A 22,533-nucleotide genomic window follows, 5' to 3' on the forward strand; every position below is an offset into this window, starting at 1 on the left:
ATAGTCCAATTATTTAGTTCAACAAGGCTTTTGCGTGATTTAAGGCCGAATCTGAAATAACAGTTCCTGACAACATTTGTGCAATTTCCACCACTCGTTCATCGACTGTCAGTAGTTTTAATTCTGATTGGGTATCCTCTCCAACAGTAGATTTGAAAACTTTAAAATGCTCCGTTCCCTTAGCCGCAATTTGAGGTAAATGCGTTATGGCAAATATCTGCATCTGAGTACTCATTTCTTTCATAATTTCTCCCATTCTATTGGCAATTTCTCCAGAAACACCTGTGTCAATCTCATCAAAAATCAATGTCGGTAATTTTGAATATTGCGCCAAAATCGCTTTCACTGCCAGCATAATTCGTGACATCTCACCTCCCGAAGCCACTTTTTTCAATAAACCAAAATCAGTTCCTTTATTGGCAGAAATTAAAAATTGCAACTCGTCTTTACCATTTTCAAAATAAGTTAGAGTACTATTTAATTCCATATTAAAACGCACATTAGGCATTCCCAAAGTCTCCAAAATAGTTACTAATTTCTGCGACAAAAGAGGAATTGCCTCTTGCCTATTCTTATGTATGGTATTGCAAACTTGATCTAATTCCTTGATATTGTCATCAACCAACTCGGTTAGTTTTGCGATCTCTTCATCAATATTCCCCAATTCCAATACTGAGTTTTCCAATTTGGATTGAAGGTCCAATAACTCATCTACCGTTTTTACCTGATGTTTCTTTTGTAAATTATAGATCAATTGCAATTTCTGATTAATCAGATTCAATTGTTCAGGATCATTGATTAATTTTTCGGAACAGCGGTTGAGTTCTATTGCAATATCTTCAAATTCTATTTTCAAACTTGTTATTCTTTCAAAAAGCAAATTATAATCGGTTGAAAAAGGAGCAATTTTCTGGATGGCATTTTTTATTTCGTTCAAATTATGAAAAACCCCAATCTGCTCTTCATTGGCAATAGCTAACGATTTATCAAGCGATTCTTTGATAATTTCAACATTATTCAGTTGCTCATAATTTTCTTCCAGAAATTCTTGCTCGCCAGATTTTAGTTTGGCAGACAATAATTCTTCCAAAAGAAAAGTATTGTATTCTTGTTCTTTAGAAGCCTCCGATTTTCTTTTGGTTAAAGCATTTAATTTAGACTTATTCGATTTATATTTTTTCAAAATCGATTGATAAGCCACAATTGTATCTAAATTACCAGCAATGGCGTCAATAATTTTGAATTGCACCTCTTCATCGGACAGCTCTTGAGTTTGTTGTTGCGAATGAATATCTATTAAATACAAACTTAACTCCTGTAATTCCTGCAAATTGACAGGACTGTCATTTATAAAGGCTCTTGATTTCCCTGAAGGTAAAATTTCTCTACGAATAATTGTTTCTGGTTCATAATCCAAATCATTAGCTTCAAAAAAGGGAAGCAAATTGTATTTAGATATATCAAAATGAGCCTCAATCACACATTTTTCTTCTTTATTTTTAAGTGAAGTTAAGTCGGCTCTTTTTCCCAAAGCCAAACCTAAAGCTCCCAATATTATTGATTTCCCAGCTCCAGTTTCTCCTGTAATTATTGAAAACCCTTTTGAAAAATCGATTGTTAATTTTTCGATTAAGGCATAGTTTTTTATAGCTAGTGAAGTTATCATTTTTGAAATTTTATAAGTAGATTGGGTTAAATAAAAGAAATTATAAAAAGACTAATATTTTAACAATTGCCATTTACCGGAGTTTGATGAAGATGTTTTATTTAAACTATCTACCATGTCATTTATTGCAATACTTGGCCCTCCAGAAAAAATAGATACAATTTCATCTGATTTTGAATCCATAAAAACGCGTAACAAATAGGAATTAGGTTTGGTATTATTCAATTTGGACAAATTCATTAAAGAGCCTTTAACAATTTCTTTCGCTTTTTTAAGATCTTGGTGCATCGTATCCAAACCTAAATAATACTGAAAACTCGATTGTCTTATTTCATTGTAAGTTGGGGACATTAAATCATTAATCAAAACAAATCTACTCAATGTACCATCAGACTGATTCCATCCTTTGTAACCACCTTGTTGTGCCAAATTAGAAATATTCAATGCCTCTTTATAATAGCGATCTCCAAATAATGGAATAAAAGTATCAGCATCCATTCCTAAAATTATGTAACTATAAAATGAAAGTACAGAAACCAGATTGGAATCATAACTTGTTGGGATATAAGTCAAATTCTCGAATTCAGTATAATTAAAAGTAAAGTCTTTGTCATTTATATTTATAACTGGAGAGGAATAAGTTGAATTGTAAATATTTCTGGAAGATTGCACTTGGATATTCGCTACAAATTGATCAGAACTATAACTAGAAATGGTAATATACATCGAACAATTAACCTTTTCTTTTTGCGAAAGTGATTGCCCCGTCCAATCCGTTTTATTAACAAATTCATTTATGGCAGTTTCCAGCGTTTTGAAAACCTGTTGATTGGCATTGCTTATCTTTTGTGTATTTAAAGTCACTGTACAATTCAGCTGTTGGGCCTGGATAAAGCCACAACTTAAAAATAAAAACAAAACAAATCTAACCATAAAAATGTGCTATTACTTTGTTTAAAATATCATAGGCGACAGCTTCTTTCGATTTCAAATCCATTGGCTCGATTTGAAATTTACTATCTATAAAGGTAACTTTATTGGTCTTTTTCCCAAATCCAGCACCTTCATCTTGAAGCGAATTAAGAACTATCAAATCTAAGTTTTTTTTCTGAATTTTTGCTTTAGCATTCTCAATTTCATTTTCAGTTTCTAAAGCAAAGCCAATTAAAAACTGATTTTTCTTAACTTCCCCGAGCGAAGCCAAAATATCTTTGGTTTTCTCAAGTTCAATAGTAAAATCATCCGCTGCTTTTTTTATCTTTTGCGTAGCGACATTTTTTGGTTTATAATCGGCTACAGCAGCAGCTGCAATAGCTACATCCACCTCCTGATAATACCGATGACAGGCATCATACATTTCTTGGGCAGAAACAACTGGAACTACTTGAACCAAAGGATGATTTATTTTACAATGAGTTGGCCCCGAAATCAAAATAACCGATGCGCCAAGATTGGCTGCGCTTTGAGCAATATCAAATCCCATTTTACCTGAAGAATGATTACCTATAAAACGAACCGGATCAATAGCTTCATAGGTAGGCCCTGCGGTAATTAATATTTTTTTACCTTTTAAAGGTAATTTACTTTCGAGATCTGCTTCCAGAAAAGCAACAATATTTTCAGGTTCAGCCATTCGTCCTTCTCCAGATAATCCGCTTGCTAATTCACCGTTTTCGGCAGGAATCATTGTGTTTCCAAATTCCTTTAAAGTTTTAAAACTTTCCAGTGTAGAAGGGTGAATATACATGTCTAAATCCATTGCTGGCGCAAAATAAACGGGACATTTTGCAGATAGGTAACAGGCAATTAACAGATTATCGCACAAACCATTTGACATTTTGGATAAAGTATTGGCAGTAGCAGGTGCTATAATCATTAAATCTGCCCAAAGACCCAATTCTACATGACTATTCCATTCCTCGTTTTTTTCATCTTTATTGTAAAATTCTGAAAAAACGGGATTCTTGGATAGTGTGGATAAAGTAAGTGGAGTTATAAAATCCTTAGAAGCAGGTGTCATTATCACTTGGACATGTGCACCTGCTTTTATGAAGAGTCTAACTAATGAAGCCGTTTTATATGCAGCAATTCCGCCAGAAATTCCCAGCAAAATCTTTTTTCCGCTTAAAACTGACATTAGATTGATTATTTATTTGCTTCTCTATGGTAAATTTTACCGTCTAACCACTCTTGAACCGCCAAAGCGTGTGGTTTTGGAAGTTTTTCGTAAAACTTTGAAACTTCTATTTGCTCTTTATTTTCAAAAACTTCTTCTAAACTATCATTATAAGTAGCAAATTCTTCTAATTTTTCTGTTAATTCTTTTTTAATTTCAGAATTAATTTGATTTGCTCTTTTAGCCATAATTGTTATCGCCTCATACACATTTCCAGTAGGTGCTTCAATAACCGTTTTATTGTAAGTTATTGTATTTACTGGAGCATTTGTCTTTTTTAAATCCATGACTTTATTTATTTATTATATTTTTGCAATTCAACATCAATTTGTGCTAACATTTCGTCAGCTTTCTTTTTATATTCTGTATTTGGTTTGAATTTAACCAAATTATTGTAACTTGTTTTGGCTGTAATCAATCGTTCTTCCATTTTTGAAGGAACACTGTTTATTGCCAACGAATAAGCGGAATCCAATTTATAATACAAAGCTTTTTCTTTTAAAGTAGTTCCCGGGTAATCAGCAATAAAGTTATCAAAAGCGATAATAGCCGATTTATAGTTAGAAATCCTATTGTATTCTAGTGCATTTTCGTAAACTTTACGTTCAATCTTATCATTTAGCTTTCTGGAAATCGCATTAGCTTCAGTAATATATTGAGAATTTGGATAACGGTCAATAAAACCTTGAATCTTTTCTATTGCCTTGAAAGTATCCGTTTGGTCAATACTGTAAACCGGTGACAACATTGAATAACTTTGAGCACCCAAATAAGCACATTCTTCTGATTTTTCACTTTTAGGATAACCAGAAACAAAACTATCGAATTGATATCCAGCCAAATAATATTGTTTGGTTTTGTAACATGATTGGGCATACATGTAAAACAATTTCTCCCCTGAAGGTTTACCTCTATATGCTGGCGCCAACTGTTCAAAAAGACGAATTGCTTTCGTATATTTCCCAGCTTCGTACATTTTAGTTGCAACATCAAACTTTGCTGCGACATCCTCATTCTTCAATGCTGCCTGATAATCACTACAAGAGTACAAAAAGAGAGCAACAAGCAATACAGATATTATTTTCTTCATTTTATTCACTGATTTTATTTTTACAGCATAATGTTATATGCAATAAAAGCCACCAAAGTTAGGTGGCAAATTTAGTTATTAATTTAGCTATTACAAAATATTTCTTTATTTAAAAAAAACTACAGCTATTTATGTGTTTTTAACAATTTTCTTTACAAAAGAATCCAATCGGCTTGCCAAAAATTCATCAACAGAAACCAACGGCAAACGAACAACATTCTCTGTAATACCAAGGATACTGAATACTTCTTTGATACCTGCAGGATTACCTTGCTCGAAAATCATATCTATGCAATCCGCCAATAAATAATGCAATTTAAAGGCATCATCTACTTTTCTATTCAAGCCCAATCGAATCATCTCTGAAAACTCTTTTGGAAAACCTTGTCCAATAACCGAAATTACTCCCGCACCTCCAGCCAAAACTACTGGCAAAGCAATCATATCATCACCAGAAATAACCAAAAAATCTTTAGGTTTATTTTTCAATAACTGCATTGCCTGAACCAAATCTCCAGCTGCTTCTTTTATTGCTACAATATTATCAAAATCATTTGCCAATCTAAGAACCGTTGACGGCAGCATGTTACTGGATGTTCTTCCCGGAACATTATATAAAATCACAGGAATAGGCGACGCTTCAGAAACGGCCTTAAAATGTTGGTATATTCCTTCTTGACTAGGTTTATTATAATAAGGAGAAACAGACAAAATAGCTACAAAAGCGGATAAATCTCTAGTGCGTAATTCTTCAACAACATTTAAAGTATTATTTCCTCCCACACCAAGAACTAAAGGCAATCTACCAGCATTCACTTCAATTACTGTTGCGATTACAAGCTCTTTTTCTTCCTCCGACAAGGTCGCATTTTCGGCAGTTGTACCTAAAATAACAAGATATTCGATTCCTCCGTCTATTGAAAAATTCACAACTCTTCTTAAAGCATCAATATCAATTGTAAAATCGTCTTTAAACGGTGTGATTAGGGCAACACCTGTTCCTATTAATGATTGCATATTTTAAATTATATTTTGTTTAATATTTTTAAGTACCGAAATAACTCACTTGTAAACCCCTTGTAATTCTCTGGATCAATATTTATCAGAAAATGATTTAATCTTTTATCAACAGTTGAAAAACCAACCTTAAATTTTGCATTAGAACTATTCGTTAAAATCAACAAAAAGGGGTTTTCCTCACTATAATAATTAATCAATAAATCAAATTCCTCTGAAATAAACTCATTTATTGGCTGTTGTGTAAATTCACTTTTGAAATTCAAATCCTTTAAACCAAATGTAGGTTCTAAATAAACTTCTTTACTTTTTAAAACATTTCGGAAAACAATCACTTTAATATTGTTCTCTAAAACTCCATTGGAAATAATTTCCTGTTTCAAAGCTTCTGTTTCCAAAAAATTGCTTTCATCAACAATCAAACCAACCTTAATAATAGGCGAGTTTAATGACTCATCCTTTACATTACGCAGGCTCTTTTTTAAAGTTTTTTTTAAGATAAAGCTCTTTATATAATTTAAAAACATAGCACTTTTAAAAGATTACAAATTTAATTATTTAAGTTACATTTGAGACGGCAAATCTAAAAAACTATAGCGACTTTTTAAAACTTTTTGTTATATTCTTAACATTTTTTATGTTTTTGATTTAAGTAAAACCAAATCAATTTTCAGTTAAAGCATCTCAACCTTTATCTTTTTCCAATAAATAATTCACCATAAAGAAATAGGATAAAAATTGGGTAATAATGCTAAGCAAAGTAAAAGCATAATTGTAAAAATAAAATTTGTACAACACAAAAAAGATATCCGTTATTATAAAACAAATACACATTAGCATAGCATTAAAAAAAGCATAACTCCCACTTTTAATGTAGTTTATAATAGAAAGAATACTCAAAATACTTAAAATTATACCAAAAGTCACATATAATGAAAAATCAAGCTCTAAGTTTTCAAGCTCTAAGTTTAAAACAGAATAGCAAATACTCCCAATTCCCAGAATCAAAATAAAAATCGGAAAACCATCTCTAAAACTAAATTGCAGGTATTTAAAATCTTTTTGTCCTAAATATAAAAGCAAAATATAAACTGTCAGTACACATATAAAAGAACCCATTGCAGATTCACTAATATTGAGAGTGGTAAAAATATCCCTCACAAACAGCAGCAAGAAAATCAAGCCCTTAAAGAAGGTAATCTTGTAATTATTCGAAACAAAATAATAAATAAACAAAGAAGGAATTATAATTGACTTACCGCATAATACTAAACCATCATAATTTAATAACTTAAACAGCACTACTAATGCTGAAGTAACAAAAAACAATATAAGTGATGGTGTACTAGCTTTCATTTAACATATTTATAAATTGATCTTCTGAGATTATTACTACATTAAGTTTATTAGCTTTTTCAAGTTTAGCAGGCCCCATATTATCTCCAGCCACAACAAAATCTGTTTTGGTTGATATAGAACTTCCAACTTTTCCTCCATTGTCTTCAATAGCCTTTTTTAATTCATCTCTAGAAAAAGTCGAAAAAACACCTGAAACAACAAATGTTTTTCCTAAGAATTTATCAGTTGCATTTGGATTCACTTTTTCGACAATTTCAAATTGTATTCCGTAACTTTTCAACCTTTCGATGATGATTTTATTTTCATTATTTTCAAAAAAGTCAATCACACTTTGCGCAATTCTTTCTCCAATTTCATCAACCAAAACCAAATCCATAAGAGTTGCCCCTCGCAATGCATCAATATTTTTATAATGCTTAGCCAATTTCTTAGCCACAGTTTCACCTACAAACCGAATTCCTAAAGCAAACAAAACGCTTTCAAAAGGCATCTTCTTAGACTTTTCAACTCCCTTTACTAAATTCTCAGCCGATTTTTGCGCCATTCTATCCAATGGCAAAATTTGCTCGACAGTCAATTCATATAAATCGGCATAGTTATGAACCAATCCATTATTATACAGCAAGGCAACCGTTTCTCCACCGAGCCCTTCAATATCCATTGCTTTTCTCGAAATATAATGCTGGATTCTTCCTATAATTTGTGGAGGACAACCATAAAAATTAGGACAATAATGATTCGCTTCACCTTCTCCACGAATCAATTCTGTACTACACTCAGGACAATGGGTTATATACTTTGTAGGCACAGAATTATCAGGTCGCTTACTCAAATCGACAGCTATAATTTTAGGAATAATCTCCCCTCCTTTTTCAACAAAAACAGTATCATGAACTCGAATATCCAACTTTTCAATTTGGTCGGCATTATGCAAAGAAGCTCTTTTAACAATCGTCCCAGCTAATTGTACAGGCTCAAGATTAGCAACGGGTGTAATAGCTCCAGTACGCCCGACTTGATACGAAATGGAATTCAGTCTTGTAGTAACTTGCTCTGATTTAAATTTATATGCAATCGCCCAGCGCGGTGATTTCGCGGTATATCCCAATTCTTCCTGGTGGCTAAATTCATTTACCTTTATAACTACACCATCTGTTTCATAAGGCAATTCATGACGATGTACATCCCAATAGTCAATAAACTCAAAAACTTCATTCATATTTTTTGCCAACTTCGCTTCGGTTGGAGCTTTGAATCCCCAGTTTCTTGCAACTTTAAGCCCTTCAAATTGAGTGTTAAACGGTAAATTTGGCCCAATCAAAAAATAAAGCAAACAATCCAAAGGACGTTTTGCCACTTCAGCACTATCCTGTAATTTTAAACTTCCTGATGCAGTGTTTCTAGGATTGGAATAAGGTGTTTCGCCAATTTCGATTAATTCCTGATTCATTTTTTCGAATCCAGCAAAAGGCAAAATAATTTCACCTCGAACAGCAAATTGCTCAGGATAATTTCCTTTCAACTGCAAAGGAATAGATTTTATTGTCTTTATGTTATTGGTCACATCATCTCCCTGAAAACCATCTCCACGAGTCACTGCGCGTTTTAGTATGCCATTTTCATAGGTAATGCTTATTGATGCTCCATCATATTTTAATTCACAGGTATATTCCAAAGGCACGTTTCCTAAAACCTTTTGGATTCTATTTTCCCAATCAATCAAATCTTCCTTGGAATAGGAATTATCCAAAGAATACATACGATATTCATGCGGTATAGTCTCGAAATTTTTTGTTATTGTTCCTCCCACTCTTTGTGTTGGAGAATTGAGATCGAAAAATTCAGGATATTTATTTTCTAAATCTTGGAGCTCCTTTAATTTCATATCAAACTCATAATCAGATAATGTTGGCTTATCCAAAACATAATAATTATAATTGTGAAGATTGAGTTCTTCCCTAAGCGTTTGTATGGTTTCCTTTATATTCATAAAACAAAAATTGGCTATTCTAGTCGATTAAATAATCTACTAAAATAACCAATTTAAAGTTTAAAAATCAAATTTATGATTCAATAATCGTATTAATTTGATTGTATAATTGTCCATCGCTCAAAAAAGAACCTTGTTGAATCAACTGAAAAATAGAAAGATTTCGTTCTTCCGTAAATTCCTTTTTTCCAGCTTTCATTTCTATTGTTTCTGTAAACATATTATCGCTAAGCCACTCTAAGCCTTCTTTGGTTAAAAAATCAACTTCCGGAACTAATGATTTCAAAACAATAGATTTTATATAAGTATCAAAACAATGAAAAAGGAAAATATGATTTTTGGAAAAAAATTCTAAATAAGTTGCTTTTGTAAGCACTCCTTCCCAAATCAAATCAGAAAAAACATCCAATTCCTGTTCGGCGACTTCTGGTTTTTCGGCTTTAATTTGATCCCACTCCGCTTTATCAATTGCCTGAGTAGCCAAAAAATTAGTAAATTCTTGCGTTAACTCTTCAAATTGTTCTTTTGTTAATCTAGTGTATTTCATGTATTTTTATTAAATTCTTCTGCTTTTTTGACAAATTATTTCAAATGCAAATTTAAACTTTTTAGACCATAAAAAAGCCTTCTTTTTCAAGAAGGCCAATTAAAATAATTGTTTTTTTTTTAGAAAATATATCTAATTCCGAATTGCATTTGCCATCTAGAAGCAAGACTGGCGTCATATGCAAACGTTTTGGTTTGAGTTCCATTAAAAGTATAAGTTGGACTATTACCTGCAACCGAAACCCCAATTGGCTGAATACTTACTGGAGTTTGAACTAATCCCCAATCAGAATTCAATAAATTAGTCAAATTCAAAATATCGATACTAAATTGAATTGTATTCATTTTTTCTGAAGCTGATGAAACTTTGAAATTAAAATCTTGTAATATCTTCATATCCCACTTACCTCTCCATGGGGATAAAACACCATAACGTTCCGCATACTGACCTCTTCTATCACTCAAATATTTGTCCTGACTAATAAACTTATCAAATGCATCAGCTTGACCTGCACCAGAAAAATTCATAGTTTGTATTTCGGCAGATGTAGGAACATATATCAAATCATTAGCCCCCGAACCATCATTATTGATATCCCCTCCATAAGTATATGTAAAACGACCACCTTGAGCATATTCAAAAACTGTTGAAACCGTTGTAGCCCATTTGTCTTTTCCATATTTCCATTTTTTAGAACCAACACCAACAAAACGATTATTATCACCATATTTAGAGTTAGCAAGCACATCTTTGTTTACATCTCCTAAAGCTGGATTAAAGGCAAAAGCATCCCCAGTAATTTCTGCTTCTATAGAGTTCACATCTTTAGAAATCATATAATTATAAGCAATACTCGCATATAATCCGTTATCAAAAGTCTTTTGTACTTTTATGGAAGAGTTGAATGCATAACCTTTGTTAGAGTTAGTCATTACATAAGCATTATTTACCCCTTTGTCACTTGCCAAATAAATCGCTCTATCATCAGCACCTGCAAGAGTTCCCGAAGGTGTTTTCAATCCCCAGTTTTGAACATGCACTGCATTTATATCCTTATTATAAGACATATCAATCGTTAAAATATAATTATTCTTGAATTTATGGTCATATCCTAAACTAGTTCTCCACACTTGTGGCCATTTGTAATCAGGATCCATAATTTGAAAAAATGAATCATCCGCTCCACTTACTTGATTCCCTAACCACACAAAAGGAATTCTTCCCGTAAAAACACCTGTTCCACCACGAAGCTGAGAAATATTATCCCCGTTTATGTTCCAGTTAAAACCTAGTCTTGGAGACCAAAGAATTTTATCCGATGGCAAATCAGTAGAAATTAACTTAACAGCTTGTCCTGTTGCTGGATCATAGTAATCAATAGTTTCGTCACGAACTGCACCACTTGCAGCATTAACATCCATGTATTTTTGAATCAAATCTGCTGTATTAAAATACAAAGGCTTATCTGCTCTTAAGCCTAAAGACAATTTAAAATCATCATTTAAATTCCAATCGTCTTGTCCATAAAAAGCAACTTGCCCAACATTCAATTCTGATAATTTCCAACCACCAATATCTCCAGCGGCAATTTTACTTTTACTGTTGTATGTATCTATTGCATATTGCATGTTTTGGGCAACGATACTTGCTGCATAAGGTTTTGCCGCATCAGCTAAGAAATCAGCAACAGTAAAGTATGGAGAAAAGAACAAACCTGCATATCCATTTGGATTACCAAAATTTTCATACCCAGTTAAGTTAAATGAATTTTTAAAAGCAAATTTTTCAAATGACCCCCCAAATGTAAATGAATGATTCCCCACAACATAAGTTAAATTATCAGTAATCTGGAAAACCTTTTGATCTAAAGTATTATTAATTGAAAAAGGTTCATGCCCTGCAATGATATAATTGGCCCCAGCACCATCTTGAATATTAATAATAGGCGCAGGAGTGGAAAACGGATTTCTAAAATCATTGAAATAAGTATAACCAGCCTGCAATTTGTTTGAAACTTTCTCACTGATTTTTGAATTCAACTCGATCAAAAATGAACTCAATTCATTATTGATTTGATATCCTGCATTTTGAAATTGCAGAATAGAAGCGCTTGGACCTCGAAATCCTAAAGCCGTTGGATGTGCCGGCTTATCTTTGGAAGCATCCAAGAAGTTATAAATAACTGCCAGTTTATTATTGTCGTTGATGTTCCAATCTAATTTTATAATCCCTTTACTGGAATTTGAGTTGTGAATAAATCCCTGATAAGCCCCTGGATCATAACCAAAACTATTACCGTTAGCATCTTTCAAATTAGTTAAAGCATTGTAAACAGCTATCAAATCACTTTCCAATACTCTCGATTCATTCACGCCCGTAACTCCATCACCATTGTTTGCTACAAAGCTTGAACCTAAATCACTTCTTTTATCAATTTCATAATTTGCAAAAAAGAATAATTTATCTTTTATAATTGGCCCTCCTATACTAAATCCAGCTTGCGTTTGTTCTAAAGAAGGCACAAAAATATTTTCGCCATGTACTTTGTCGCCTGTCATATCCTCATTTCTAAAATAACCATATGCAGTACCGTGAAATTCATTTGAACCCGATTTTGTTACAGCATTAACCGAGGCTCCAGTAAAACCTGACAAAGTTACATCATAAGGTGCAGTCGCAACTTGTATTTGATCAATTGCATCCAATGAAATAGGTTGAGCATTTGTTTGACCTCCAGGTGTTGCTGCATCTAATCCAAAAGGATTATTAAAAACAGCTCCATTCAAAGAATAATTATTGTATTGGTCATTTCTACCTCCAAATGAACCTCCACTTGCAGTTGGCTCCAATCTTGTAAAATCTTCTGCTGATCTTGAAATAGATGGCAAAGCCGCCAATTCTTTTCTTCCAATTGTTGTTTCAGCACCAGTTTTATTGCTTTGAAAAATTTTATTTTTAGAATTTACAATTTTAACTTCTTCTAATGTTTGACTTTCATCAGTCAAAACGACATCCAAACTAAAAGTCTTTCCTAATTCAAGATAAACATCACTGAACTCTTCTTTATGAGAACCTATAAAGGTCACTGTCACTTTGTAAGGACCACCAACTCTCATGTTCAAAATACTAAATCTTCCTTCGTCATTCGAAATTGACGAATATTTAGTCCCGGTAGGAGTATGAACAGCCAGAATTGAAGCTCCGGGAACCGACTCCCCAGTTACATTTTTCACAACTCCCTTAATATTAGAGGTTGTCGTTTGCCCCGTCATCACAAAGAAGCCGAAAACAAAAAAAAACAATGTTAATAATTTTTTCATTTTGGAAGGTTTTTATATTGGTTTAACCTCAAAATTAGATAAAAAAAAATCACTCCGAAGAGTGATTTTTTAATTTTATTAACAAAATGTTAACTGAATGTTATTTTTCAGCGATAATTTCATAAGGTAATTCAACGATAACATCTCTGTGTAATCTAACAGAAGCGCTGTATTTACCAATACGTTTTACAATCCCTGAAGTGATAAATTTTCTATCAATTACTTGACCACCTTTAGCCAAAGCTTCAGCAATATCAATATTTGTAATTGAACCAAATAATTTTTCACCACCTGCTTTTGCAGAAATTTTAATTTCGATAGCTTTCAAAGTTTCAGCCAATGCTTTAGCGTCAGCTACAACTTTAGCTTCTTTGTGAGCTCTTTGTTTTAGGTTTTCAGCCAATACTTTCTTTGCAGAAGAAGTAGCCAAATGAGCGAATCCTTGTGGAATTAAGAAATTACGACCGTATCCGTTTTTCACAGTTACTACATCATCTTTAAATCCTAAATTTTGAACATCTTTTCTTAAAATAAGTTCCATGTTGTTGTCCTTTATTTGAGAAGTTAGGTTTCATATTTCAGAAAACCAACAACTGTTAATTTTTAATTATTTTAATAAATCGGCCACGTATGGCATTAAAGCTAAGTGACGAGCTCTTTTTACAGCTACAGACACTTTTCTTTGGTATTTCAATGAAGTACCAGTTAAACGACGAGGAAGAATTTTTCCTTGCTCGTTAACGAATTTCAATAAGAAATCAGCATCTTTATAATCGATATATTTGATACCTGATTTTTTGAAACGACAATACTTTTTAGTTTTGTTAGTTTCTATGTTCAAAGGCGTAAGATATCTGATATCCCCGTCTTTTTTTCCTGAAGCAGATTGTTGTAATGTTGCCATGATAATTAAGCTTTTTGAGATTTAAGTTTTGCTCTTCTTCTTTCAGCCCAAGAAATAGCATGTTTGTCAAGACTTACAGTTAAGAAACGCATAACTCTTTCGTCACGTCTAAATTCAGTTTCAAAAGCGATAAGAACTTCTCCTGATACTTTGAATTCGAACAAGTGGTAAAATCCACTTTTTTTGTTTTGAATTTCGTAAGCCATTTTTTTAAGGCCCCAATCTTCTTTCGACACCATTTCTGCTCCTCTACTAGTAAGAAAATCTTCAAATTTGCTTACTGTTTCCTTTACCTGAACTTCAGATAAAACGGGATTTAAAATGAAAACAGTTTCATAATGATTCATAAAAAATTTATTTATTTGTTAAATTGGGTGCAAAAGTAACCTTTTTTTTTGAACATGCAAGCACAAAAATATCATAATCGACGTATGACAAAAAAAGATTTGATTTTTTTAGTTTTATAAAAAAAAAAAAGGTATTTTTACTTGACCAAATCAAAAATTTGAAATTATGAAACTAAACTGTGTAGTCGTAGATGATAGTTCAATACAAAGAATGATTATTGCAAAGTTAGTTAATAATCACACTAATTTAAATTTAATTGGTGATTTTTCTAATGCAATAGAAGCCAAAAGTTGTATGACTGTTCATACGGTAGACTTAATATTTCTTGATATTGAGATGCCTGTTATTAGTGGTTTTGATTTCCTTGATGGTTTAAAAACCAAGCCCCAGATTATCTTCATCACATCAAAAGCCGAATACGCAATGAAAGCTTTTGACTATGATGCCACAGATTATCTACAAAAGCCTATTTCTATTGAGCGCTTTAACGCCTCAGTTCGTAGAGCTATTGATCACTACCTTCTTAAGAAAGAAAACAAAGAAGATGAAGGCGAACATATATTTATCAAAAGCAATCTGAAGAAATTAAAAGTTTTTACTTCCAAGATCAAATGGATTGAAGCTTTTGGTGATTATGTAAAAGTAGTTACTGAAGACGACAGTAATCTTGTACTTTCAACTATGAAATCTTTTGAGAATGATTTGTCAAAAGATAAATTCATAAGGGTTCACAAATCTTACATTGTAAATATCGATAAAATTGATCGTTTCAACAGTAAGTTTGCCGAAATTGGAGTTACAAAAATTCCTTTAAGTCGCAACAAAAAAGAAGACTTGGTAAAAGCACTGGCTTATTCTTAAAAATTTACCCTAATAAAAATCTACATTTACAGTAACTTTTATAGCTCTGTATTTTGATACAGCTTCAAAACTATTCAATATCTTCTGAATAGTTTTTTTTGTGCTTACAATTGAGGTGTTTTGAGGAATCTTAATAATTATAGTCCTTATATACTCATTCCGTATTCTACTAATTGCAGGTTCTTCCGGACCTAAAACCGGCATAACCAAATTTTGACTCAATACCTGATACAACCACATGGCACCTTCCTTGAGCTTATCAAAATCACGTTGTTTCAAAGTTAATTTCACAATCCTAAAATAAGGCGGATATTTATAAATTTGCCTATCATACAATTGCTCCTTGTACATTCCAATATAATCGTTATTTGTAACTTGTTGTATGGTATTATGATTCGGGTTATAAGTCTGAATAATTACTTTTCCTTTCTTTTCAGATCGACCTGAACGCCCTGCGACCTGTGTCATCATTTGAAAACTTCTTTCGAATGCCCTAAAATCGGGATGATATAACATGGTATCAGCATTCATAATACCAACCAAATTAACATTGTCAAAATCCAATCCTTTGGCAAGCATCTGGGTTCCAACCAAAATATCAAGTTCTCTGTTTTTAAAACTGTCAATAATTCTCTCAAAACCAAATTTGCCCCGTGTCGTATCTTGATCCATCCTGCCGATTTTTGCACTAGGAAAAATAGATAGTAATTCTTGTTCAATTTGTTCTGTCCCCAAACCTTTGGTTGTCAAATCAACACTATGACAAGCATGACAATGAGTAGGATTCGCAATAGAGTAACCACAATAATGACAACGCAACTGATTCTTGTGTTTATGATAGGTCAAACTTACATCACATGACTGACAGTGCGGAACGTGACCACAGGTAATACATTCGATAATAGGCGAGTATCCTCTTCTATTTTGAAACAAAATCACTTGTTCTTCCAAAGACAAAGCAGTCGTAATTTCATCTATTAAAACATCGCTAAAATGACCATTCATTTTTTTTCGAAAGTATTTATCTTTCAAATCTACCAATTCAATTTCGGGCAAACTTACATTACCAAAACGTTTCAAAATTTCGACAAAACCAAATTTACCCGATATTGCATTATAATACGTTTCAATACTTGGCGTAGCTGAGCCCAAAAGCACTTTGGCCTGATGTGCATTTGCCAAAACAATAGCCGCATCGCGGGCATGATAGCGGGGCGCAGGATCGGATTGCTTAAAAGTCTGCTCATGCTCTTCATCAATAACCACAAAACCTAAATCATTAAAAGGTAAAAACAAAGCCGATCTGGCTCCAATTACAATTTGGGCTTTTTCTGCATTTAACAAAACCTGGTTCCAAACTTCGACTCTTTCATTATTACTGTATTTCGAATGAAAAACAGCCACTTTATTTCCGAAATGAGCCCGTAATCTGGAAACCAATTGAGCCGTTAAAGCAATTTCAGGCAACAAATACAATACTTGTTTCCCAATAGCCAAATATTCTTCTATAAGTTTAATGTAAATTTCAGTTTTACCGCTTGAAGTGATTCCATGTAAAAGACATACTGCTTTTTCCTTGAAATTTTCTTTTATGGATTCAAATGCGAACTGTTGGTTAGCACTTAATTCAAGTTCACCATCTCTTCCATTTCCGGAAAAATTAATTCGGTCTTCCTGCAAAAAATACTCTTCAAAAATTTCTTTTTCGACTAATGCTTTAACAATAGCAGGAGAAGATTGAGCTGTTTCAACCAACTTTTTTACGGTAATTGGCTTTTTTTCAGTAGCGCTTAATTGGAAATAATTCAAAACTACTTCCTTTTGCTTATTGGCACTTTTTAGAATTTCAAGCAATTCCTTTAAACCATCGTTCGTATTGTATTTTGGATGCAATCGAACATATCGCACTAACTTTGGTTTGTAACTTTCCTGAATTTCTTCTTGTAATACTAAAATATTTTTATCGATCAATTTTTGAATAACAGGAAAAATACTCTTCCTATTCAGAATTGAAATAATATCCTGAACTTTTAAAGAACTTTGTTTTTGAAGAGCCTCGTAAACTAAATATTCATCATCCGAGAGTAAACTTTCATCAACAAATAAATCATTCTTTTTAGTAATCACTGTTTCGCTTTCCAGCAACAAGGCGCTTGGCACAGCACCACGATACACATCACCAAGAGCACACATATAATAATCGGCGATCCAAATCCAATGATTGATTTGAAATTCGGTCACTATAGGAGTGTTGTCTAAAATTTGATGAATTTCTTTGGCTTCGTATAATGTAGGTTTGTTATTGTGAATTTCAATCACCAAAGCAGTGTAGATTTTACTTTTCCCAAAAGGTACCGTCACCCTCATTCCTTTTTTTATAAAAAGAAACTCAGCTTCAGATACACGATAGGTAAATGTTTTAGCTAAAGAAAGTGGTAAAATGACTTCTACGAAATACATGTAAAGGTTTTATAGTCTGTAAAATTACTTTTTATTTAATCCAGCAGATGCATTTTTTTTATATTCCTGAACCAATTTCAAAGTATGATCCAAAGACCCTGTATCAGTCCAATCTTCATGGCCCGGAATAATATATTTTGGATTTTTAAATTTAGCCTGTACTTTTTTAATAGATTTCTCCCACTCATTCACATTGGAATCTCCCAAATAACCTAAATCTTTTGCCTCCGCGCTTTTAACAAAGCATCCTCCATAAAGTACTTTTTCTTTGCCAAACCAAACTACAATATTGTCCGGCGCATGTCCTTTTCCTGGATAATAAACTTCAAACTGATAGTTTCCTACTTGAAAAACAGTATCATTCGGAATTACGAATTCAGCTCTTTTTTCATTTTTATTTTTTAGAATCTCGTCAGTTAATTTTATAGTATAGGTTTTAATTCCTTTTTGTCTAAAAAACTCCAAACCTCCTGCACGATCCTCATGAGAATGTGTCGCAAAACACATCACAATATTTTTATTATGTTTAGATTTTATACTATCTAATAAAGGCTGAAATTGAGATTTATCCCAAGGTGCATCAAATAAAACAGCTCCTTTATCTGTTATCAAATACAACGCGTTTGCAGAAATGAGAGTTCCTTTATAGTCATGAAAAGTTTTATAAACATAAAAGTCACCTACAAGATGACTTATCTGCAAAGGCGAATTTTTAGATTGTCCAAAACTATTTGACAGTATTATGAAAAATAAAACTATAGCTGCTACTTTTCGCATATTATATATTAAGAAATTAATTTTTCAATCTATACCAGTATTGTGTTCTTCCAAATAAAGAAACACCAACAAAACCTCTCACTTTTAGTTTATCTTTACTGTCAAGTGCTATTAAGCATTTATATTCTTCACCTTTTAAAGGATCTAAAATCTTGCCTCCATTGTATTCATCTCCATCTTTCTCGAGACCTTTGATGATTATTAATCCCATAATCGGTGCATTTTTATCTTCACCGGAACATTTTGTACAAAGGGATTTTCTTTTTTCTGGATTTAATACATCTATAATTTTTCCGTAGATTTTACCTGATTTCTCATAGATTTCCACTATAGATTTTGCTTGTCCTGTTTCATCATCAATTGTTTTCCATTTTCCAAAAACAGTTTGGCTTTGGGCATTGAAAATCATTGTAAAAAACACAACTAAACTAAATACGATACTTTTTTTCATTTTTCTTAAATTATTGTCTCACTTTTTTATTATTCCAAATCGCTGTAAAAAAACAGCCAATGGGTTTCTTTCGACAAGAATACAAAATTCCATTTAAACAATCTCATTATATTGTTAAACTTTAATACTGTCCTTTGTCTTTTTTAGCTTATGAATTGTAGCATTCAACTCAAATCCAAGCAACAAAATCATACAGTTAATCCAGATGTAAAACATCATAATTAATAATGTCCCAATCGAACCATACAATTCGTTGTATTTTGAAAAGCGAATCACCCAGATTCCAAAAAAATAGGAAGAAATAATTATAAGTACCGTTGTAAAAACTGAACCTACACTAATAAATGGAGGTTTATGTGATTGTTTTGTTCCATATCGCAATAAAATTGAAGAGGTAATTAATATCATTAATATTACGAAAATATACCTTCCTAAAATAATCAACGGAATTCGATCACTTAAAACATCTTGAATAATTGTTTTTTGAATAAAAACCTCAAAAACAACTATAATAGAAACAGTCATTAACAAAAGAATTGATAATATTAGTGAAATTCCCAATGCAACAAAATATTGATTTAAAAAACCTCTTTTTTCTATTACATGACGGGAAGATTCAAAACCCCCCAAAATACCATTTATACCATTTGCCATCAAAAAAATAGACAGCAAGAATCCTGAAGACATCAACCCTGAATGACTATTGTTAAGGATGTCGTTTATGATATTTGCAATGGCATCGTATGTATTAGGAGGAACACCTTCTTTCACAAATTGAAGAAAATCGCCCTGAAATCCTTCGATAGGAATATAAGGAATTAAGTTTAAAATAAACAATGCAAAAGGAAATAAAGCCATGAAAAAACTGAAAGCAACTGCGCTGGCATGGTATGAAAATGCCCCGTCGATGATTCCCTCAAAATACAGTTCTAATAAATCATAAAAAGAAAACCCTCCCAAACCGGGAACTTTAACCTTTTTCAAGATGTGCATTAAGTTTCTTATAACGGGAATTTTTTCGAGTTTAGCCTCAATTATTAAGCTCATAATTCTAAATTGCTTTTAGACTTAAATCCATATTATAAACAGAATGAGTTAACGCTCCCGATGAAATATAATTAACACCACATTCAGCATAAAACCTCATGGTATCTTCGTTGATATTACCCGAAGATTCTGTTTGGCATTTGTCACCTATTAAAGCCACTGCGGCTTTTGTATCTTCATAATTAAAATTGTCTATTAAAATCCTGTGCACTCCTTCGCTTTTTAAAATTTCTTGAATTTCAACAAGGTTTCTGGCTTCAACAATAATTTTAAGATCTAAATTATTTTCCTTGAGATAGGCTTGTGTTTTGGCAATAGCCAATGTAATACCTCCTGCGAAATCAATATGATTATCCTTTAACATAATCATATCATACAATGCAAAACGGTGATTTTCGCCGCCACCAATTTTAACAGCCCATTTTTCAGCCACACGAAATCCTGGTGTTGTTTTTCGTGTATCCAATATTTTTGTATTTGTGCCTTTCAATAACTGTACAAAACTATTTGTTTTGGTAGCAATCGCACTCATGCGTTGCATTGTATTTAATACCACTCTTTCGGATTTTAAAATAGATTGAGAACTGCCCGAAACATGAAAAACAACATCTCCTTTTTTGACTGCAGTTCCATCTTCAATGAAGGTTTCAATTTGCATTTTAGGATCTACATATTCAAATATCAGTTTGGCAAATGCAACTCCTGCAATTATACCATCTTCTTTTACCAATAACTTTGCTTTTCCTTGAGCATCTGCAGGAATACAGGCTAATGAGCTATAATCTCCAGATCCTAGATCTTCTCTAATAGCATTAGCAATTAAAGTATTTAATTCGTTTTGAAACTGTGCTTCACTTATCATTTTTTCATTCTTTTAATGGAATGCTAAAGTAGGATTTATTTTGTGTATTAAAAAGTAAGTCGGTTTTAAAAATTTGGAATTTCACATTTATTTATGACCATTCATTCCTTCAATTACTAAATCGTCAAAATAACTCTAAATAAGACTATTTTTTAAAAGAAAACCTGCAAGCATCTGGATTACTTACAGGTTTTCAATTTCTTTTATTTTGGTTTTAATCTCAATTATTCAATAGCATTTTGGTCCATCATATAGATCAAAGCAGCCATAGTTCCCGCTCCTAGTTCTAATTCTCTTTTATTGATTGCATCAAATTTATCGTTTGCTGCGTGATGGTAATCAAAATAACGTTGTGAATCTGGCTTTAACCCGGCTTTCACAATTGCTTTTCCTGTTAATGGACCGATGTCCGATCCTGAATGTCCTTTCACAAAACTATGAATTAGATAAGGCTCGAACAATGTTTTCCAATTTGTAATCTTACTAAAATTAGCGTCATTACATTCTAATGAAAAACCTCTTGGGGTAAAACCTCCTTCGTCACTCTCTAAAGCAAAAATGTGATTTTCTTTGTTTGCTAATGACAATTCTTCGTATTTCTTCCCGCCTCTTAACCCGTTTTCTTCATTCATAAAAAGAACTACACGAAGCGTATTTTTAGGTTTGTAATTTAAATTTTTAAAAACATTCATCACTTCCATGCTTTGCACTACTCCTGCTCCGTCGTCATGCGAACCATCAGCCAAATCCCAAGAATCTAAATGACCTCCTACTACCATGATATTATCTGGATGCTCAGTTCCTTTGATTTCACCAACAACATTGTAAGAAAGAGCATCTTCCAATTGCTGACAGGATTGCTTGAAATAAAATTTCAAATTAGGATTGCTTTTTAAAGTCTTGCTTAACAATTCGGCTCCATTAGTACTAATAGCAGCCGTTGGAATGTATTTTTCTTTTGCAATATCTCCATAGCTCTGTCCTCCTGCATGCGGATAATCGTCCAATCGCAAATTCATTGAACGCACGATTGTTCCAACTGCTCCCATATTGGCAGCTTCTTTAGCACCGGCATATCGTTGATCAACCGCCCCAGAATAGGCATCAAAGGCTTCAATAGCCCCATTATCCATAGGTCTATTATAGAACACTATTTTTCCTTTTATTTTATCCGCTCCCAAAGCTTTCATTTCATCAAAACTATGAATTTCGATTACTTCGGCAGTCAACCCATTTTTCGGAGTTGCAATTGACCCACCCAAAGCACAAATTGGCACTTTGATTTTGGTTTTATTATCTTGAATATAAGCTGTTTCTTTTTCTCCACGAACCCAATGAGGCACCATTACCTCTTGCAAATACACTTTATCAAATCCTAATGTTTCCATTTGACTTTTGGTATATTGAACCGCTTTTTCAGCTCCCACAGAGCCAGATAAACGAGATCCTACATTATTTGATAAATGATCCAACCAAGAATAACATTGTGATTTTGTTAACGCAGAATTGTAAATTTCCTTAAAGAACTGTTCGTCTTTGTTTTGGGCAAACAAAGCAACACTATTTACAAAAAGTAAAGAAAGAAGTAGGTTTTTTTTCATTTTGGGTTATTCTTAATTTATAGTTTTAATTAATCGATGTGCAATTTCGAAATTCTA

21 protein-coding genes are annotated in these 22,533 nt (G+C 32.6%); 1 reads left to right on the forward strand and 20 read right to left on the reverse strand.

Translation table 11 applies throughout. The annotated features are described in order from the left end of the window. Nucleotides 1–13: 13 nt before the first annotated feature. The 14 genes from recN to rpsF all read right to left on the reverse strand — a co-directional run bounded on the left by recN (nt 14) and on the right by rpsF (nt 14,416). The gene (gene recN / locus DOS84_RS03370; protein WP_111408711.1) at nt 14–1,666 is read right to left on the reverse strand and encodes a DNA repair protein RecN; all 1,653 of its coding nucleotides are present in this window, start codon (nt 1,664–1,666) and stop codon (nt 14–16) included. Between the two features lie 51 nt (nt 1,667–1,717). Continuing rightward, the gene (porD, locus tag DOS84_RS03375; protein WP_111408712.1) at nt 1,718–2,599 is read right to left on the reverse strand and encodes a type IX secretion system protein PorD; all 882 of its coding nucleotides are present in this window, start codon (nt 2,597–2,599) and stop codon (nt 1,718–1,720) included. After that, nucleotides 2,592–3,803, reverse strand: a complete 1,212-nt coding sequence (gene coaBC / locus DOS84_RS03380) for a bifunctional phosphopantothenoylcysteine decarboxylase/phosphopantothenate--cysteine ligase CoaBC (RefSeq protein ID WP_111408713.1) — start codon at nt 3,801–3,803, stop codon at nt 2,592–2,594. The genes porD and coaBC overlap by 8 nt, the downstream gene beginning before the upstream one ends. 8 nt (nt 3,804–3,811) lie before the next feature. After that, on the reverse strand, nt 3,812–4,129 hold the full coding sequence (locus DOS84_RS03385; protein WP_111408714.1) for a DNA-directed RNA polymerase subunit omega: 318 nt from the start codon (nt 4,127–4,129) through the stop codon (nt 3,812–3,814). An 8-nt stretch (nt 4,130–4,137) separates the two neighbouring features. After that, nucleotides 4,138–4,932: an outer membrane protein assembly factor BamD gene (locus DOS84_RS03390; protein ID WP_111408715.1), complete on the reverse strand. Its 795-nt coding sequence runs from the start codon at nt 4,930–4,932 to the stop codon at nt 4,138–4,140. A gap of 129 nt (nt 4,933–5,061) precedes the next feature. After that, nucleotides 5,062–5,949 carry a 4-hydroxy-tetrahydrodipicolinate synthase gene (gene dapA / locus DOS84_RS03395; protein WP_111408716.1) on the reverse strand — a complete coding sequence of 296 codons (888 nt, stop codon included), beginning with the start codon at nt 5,947–5,949 and terminating at the stop codon, nt 5,062–5,064. 8 nt (nt 5,950–5,957) lie between these two features. Beyond that, nucleotides 5,958–6,476 (reverse strand): DUF6913 domain-containing protein, encoded by a 519-nt coding sequence (locus tag DOS84_RS03400; protein WP_111408717.1) that lies wholly within the window; start codon nt 6,474–6,476, stop codon nt 5,958–5,960. Between the two features lie 157 nt (nt 6,477–6,633). After that, nucleotides 6,634–7,305, reverse strand: coding sequence for a hypothetical protein (locus DOS84_RS03405; RefSeq protein WP_111408718.1), 672 nt, complete (start codon nt 7,303–7,305; stop codon nt 6,634–6,636). After that, nucleotides 7,295–9,298, reverse strand: a complete 2,004-nt coding sequence (gene ligA, locus DOS84_RS03410) for an NAD-dependent DNA ligase LigA (RefSeq protein ID WP_111408719.1) — start codon at nt 9,296–9,298, stop codon at nt 7,295–7,297. Before ligA ends, DOS84_RS03405 begins: the two co-directional genes overlap by 11 nt. A 73-nt stretch (nt 9,299–9,371) precedes the next feature. Beyond that, nucleotides 9,372–9,845 carry a DUF6495 family protein gene (locus tag DOS84_RS03415; protein WP_111408720.1) on the reverse strand — a complete coding sequence of 158 codons (474 nt, stop codon included), beginning with the start codon at nt 9,843–9,845 and terminating at the stop codon, nt 9,372–9,374. Nucleotides 9,846–9,964: 119 nt separating this feature from the next. Then, nucleotides 9,965–13,165 (reverse strand): TonB-dependent receptor, encoded by a 3,201-nt coding sequence (locus DOS84_RS03420; protein WP_111408721.1) that lies wholly within the window; start codon nt 13,163–13,165, stop codon nt 9,965–9,967. Nucleotides 13,166–13,265: 100 nt separating this feature from the next. Next, complete coding sequence (gene rplI / locus DOS84_RS03425) at nt 13,266–13,706, reverse strand: 50S ribosomal protein L9 (RefSeq protein WP_111408722.1); 441 nt, start codon at nt 13,704–13,706, stop codon at nt 13,266–13,268. Between the two features lie 66 nt (nt 13,707–13,772). Next, nucleotides 13,773–14,069: a 30S ribosomal protein S18 gene (gene rpsR / locus DOS84_RS03430; protein WP_007138295.1), complete on the reverse strand. Its 297-nt coding sequence runs from the start codon at nt 14,067–14,069 to the stop codon at nt 13,773–13,775. Nucleotides 14,070–14,074: 5 nt separating this feature from the next. Next, entirely contained in the window at nt 14,075–14,416 is a 342-nt protein-coding gene (gene rpsF / locus DOS84_RS03435) for a 30S ribosomal protein S6 (protein WP_077370382.1), read from the reverse strand. Nucleotides 14,417–14,582: 166 nt separating this feature from the next. On the opposite strand from rpsF, the gene DOS84_RS03440 reads away from it, so the two are divergent. Further along, nucleotides 14,583–15,278: a LytR/AlgR family response regulator transcription factor gene (locus DOS84_RS03440; RefSeq protein ID WP_111408723.1), complete on the forward strand. Its 696-nt coding sequence runs from the start codon at nt 14,583–14,585 to the stop codon at nt 15,276–15,278. Nucleotides 15,279–15,287: 9 nt separating this feature from the next. Here DOS84_RS03440 and priA read toward each other — a convergent pair whose 3' ends face one another. The 6 genes from priA to DOS84_RS03470 all read right to left on the reverse strand — a co-directional run bounded on the left by priA (nt 15,288) and on the right by DOS84_RS03470 (nt 22,476). After that, nucleotides 15,288–17,738 (reverse strand): replication restart helicase PriA, encoded by a 2,451-nt coding sequence (gene priA, locus DOS84_RS03445; protein ID WP_111408724.1) that lies wholly within the window; start codon nt 17,736–17,738, stop codon nt 15,288–15,290. A gap of 24 nt (nt 17,739–17,762) precedes the next feature. Next, the gene (gene bla-B1-FLAV, locus DOS84_RS03450) at nt 17,763–18,515 is read right to left on the reverse strand and encodes a subclass B1 metallo-beta-lactamase (RefSeq protein WP_111408725.1); all 753 of its coding nucleotides are present in this window, start codon (nt 18,513–18,515) and stop codon (nt 17,763–17,765) included. Between the two features lie 16 nt (nt 18,516–18,531). Continuing rightward, a complete protein-coding gene (locus tag DOS84_RS03455; protein ID WP_111408726.1) occupies nt 18,532–18,966 on the reverse strand; it encodes a DUF2147 domain-containing protein in 435 nt (144 codons plus the stop codon). A gap of 114 nt (nt 18,967–19,080) precedes the next feature. Then, on the reverse strand, nt 19,081–20,013 hold the full coding sequence (locus DOS84_RS03460; RefSeq protein WP_111408727.1) for a YihY/virulence factor BrkB family protein: 933 nt from the start codon (nt 20,011–20,013) through the stop codon (nt 19,081–19,083). Nucleotides 20,014–20,017: 4 nt separating this feature from the next. After that, nucleotides 20,018–20,875 (reverse strand): carboxylating nicotinate-nucleotide diphosphorylase, encoded by an 858-nt coding sequence (gene nadC, locus DOS84_RS03465; protein WP_111408728.1) that lies wholly within the window; start codon nt 20,873–20,875, stop codon nt 20,018–20,020. Between the two features lie 224 nt (nt 20,876–21,099). Further along, a complete protein-coding gene (locus DOS84_RS03470) occupies nt 21,100–22,476 on the reverse strand; it encodes a M28 family peptidase (protein ID WP_111408729.1) in 1,377 nt (458 codons plus the stop codon). Nucleotides 22,477–22,533 lie beyond the last annotated feature (57 nt).

It is taken from the genome of Flavobacterium aquariorum, assembly GCF_003254745.1.
Lineage (GTDB): Bacteria > Bacteroidota > Bacteroidia > Flavobacteriales > Flavobacteriaceae > Flavobacterium > Flavobacterium aquariorum.

Excerpts from the sequence above, each read along its gene's own strand:
- porD (WP_111408712.1), bottom strand. The coding sequence starts at position 2,599 with ATGGTTAGATTTGTTTTGTTTTTATTTTTAAGTTGTGGCTTTATCCAG.
- priA (WP_111408724.1), bottom strand. The coding sequence starts at position 17,738 with ATGTATTTCGTAGAAGTCATTTTACCACTTTCTTTAGCTAAAACATTT.
- coaBC (WP_111408713.1), bottom strand. The coding sequence starts at position 3,803 with ATGTCAGTTTTAAGCGGAAAAAAGATTTTGCTGGGAATTTCTGGCGGA.
- DOS84_RS03440 (WP_111408723.1), top strand. The coding sequence starts at position 14,583 with ATGAAACTAAACTGTGTAGTCGTAGATGATAGTTCAATACAAAGAATG.
- DOS84_RS03420 (WP_111408721.1), bottom strand. The coding sequence starts at position 13,165 with ATGAAAAAATTATTAACATTGTTTTTTTTTGTTTTCGGCTTCTTTGTG.
- DOS84_RS03400 (WP_111408717.1), bottom strand. The coding sequence starts at position 6,476 with ATGTTTTTAAATTATATAAAGAGCTTTATCTTAAAAAAAACTTTAAAA.
- DOS84_RS03415 (WP_111408720.1), bottom strand. The coding sequence starts at position 9,845 with ATGAAATACACTAGATTAACAAAAGAACAATTTGAAGAGTTAACGCAA.
- DOS84_RS03390 (WP_111408715.1), bottom strand. The coding sequence starts at position 4,932 with ATGAAGAAAATAATATCTGTATTGCTTGTTGCTCTCTTTTTGTACTCT.
- rpsF (WP_077370382.1), bottom strand. The coding sequence starts at position 14,416 with ATGAATCATTATGAAACTGTTTTCATTTTAAATCCCGTTTTATCTGAA.
- nadC (WP_111408728.1), bottom strand. The coding sequence starts at position 20,875 with ATGATAAGTGAAGCACAGTTTCAAAACGAATTAAATACTTTAATTGCT.
- bla-B1-FLAV (WP_111408725.1), bottom strand. The coding sequence starts at position 18,515 with ATGCGAAAAGTAGCAGCTATAGTTTTATTTTTCATAATACTGTCAAAT.
- DOS84_RS03405 (WP_111408718.1), bottom strand. The coding sequence starts at position 7,305 with ATGAAAGCTAGTACACCATCACTTATATTGTTTTTTGTTACTTCAGCA.
- DOS84_RS03385 (WP_111408714.1), bottom strand. The coding sequence starts at position 4,129 with ATGGATTTAAAAAAGACAAATGCTCCAGTAAATACAATAACTTACAAT.
- rplI (WP_111408722.1), bottom strand. The coding sequence starts at position 13,706 with ATGGAACTTATTTTAAGAAAAGATGTTCAAAATTTAGGATTTAAAGAT.
- recN (WP_111408711.1), bottom strand. The coding sequence starts at position 1,666 with ATGATAACTTCACTAGCTATAAAAAACTATGCCTTAATCGAAAAATTA.
- rpsR (WP_007138295.1), bottom strand. The coding sequence starts at position 14,069 with ATGGCAACATTACAACAATCTGCTTCAGGAAAAAAAGACGGGGATATC.
- DOS84_RS03455 (WP_111408726.1), bottom strand. The coding sequence starts at position 18,966 with ATGAAAAAAAGTATCGTATTTAGTTTAGTTGTGTTTTTTACAATGATT.
- DOS84_RS03470 (WP_111408729.1), bottom strand. The coding sequence starts at position 22,476 with ATGAAAAAAAACCTACTTCTTTCTTTACTTTTTGTAAATAGTGTTGCT.
- ligA (WP_111408719.1), bottom strand. The coding sequence starts at position 9,298 with ATGAATATAAAGGAAACCATACAAACGCTTAGGGAAGAACTCAATCTT.
- DOS84_RS03460 (WP_111408727.1), bottom strand. The coding sequence starts at position 20,013 with ATGAGCTTAATAATTGAGGCTAAACTCGAAAAAATTCCCGTTATAAGA.
- dapA (WP_111408716.1), bottom strand. The coding sequence starts at position 5,949 with ATGCAATCATTAATAGGAACAGGTGTTGCCCTAATCACACCGTTTAAA.